1 pseudogene is annotated in these 552 nt (G+C 71.2%); it reads right to left on the bottom strand.

The window, feature by feature from the left end:
* Nucleotides 1-300, bottom strand: a pseudogene (locus MKK88_RS30840) (outer membrane protein); the annotation flags it as partial.
* Nucleotides 301-552 lie beyond the last annotated feature (252 nt).

Below are 552 nucleotides of genomic sequence, written 5' to 3'. Positions count from 1 at the left end.
ATCCGAGGAGCCCGAGCCGTAGGCGAAGCCGCCGGTGCCGTACACGAGGGTACGGTCGAAGGCGTAGCCGAGGCGGCCGCGCACGGTGCCGAAGTAGTCGAGGCTCGACAGGCCGCGCGGGTCGGTGACGTAGTAGCCGGGGGCCAGCGCGCCGCCGGTGATGAAGGCGCTGTTCCGGTTACGGCCGAAGTCGAGGTACTGGGCGTCGGCCTCGATGCCGACGACGACGCCGGAGCCCGGGGTGAACTGGTAGTTGTAGCCGATCTGGCCACCGCCGCAGCCAGGACGGCTTCTCCGGCGGTGGCCAGATCGGCTACACCGACCTGTTCACCGCGGGCTCCGGCGTCGTCCTCGGCATCGAGGCCGACGCCCAGTACCTCGGCTTCGGCCGTAACCGGAACAGCGCCTTCATCACCCGCGGCGCGCTGGCCGCCGGCTACTACGTCACCGACCCGCGCGGCCTGTCGAGCCTCGACTACTGCGGCACCGTGCGCGGCCGCCTCGGCTACGCATTCGACCGTACCCTCGTGTACGGCACCGGCGGCTTCGCCT

The organism is Methylobacterium sp. E-005 (genome assembly GCF_022829725.1).
Lineage (GTDB): Bacteria > Pseudomonadota > Alphaproteobacteria > Rhizobiales > Beijerinckiaceae > Methylobacterium.
Note: the sequence above shows the minus strand (reverse complement) of the source record. Positions and strands in the feature narration are given on the sequence as shown.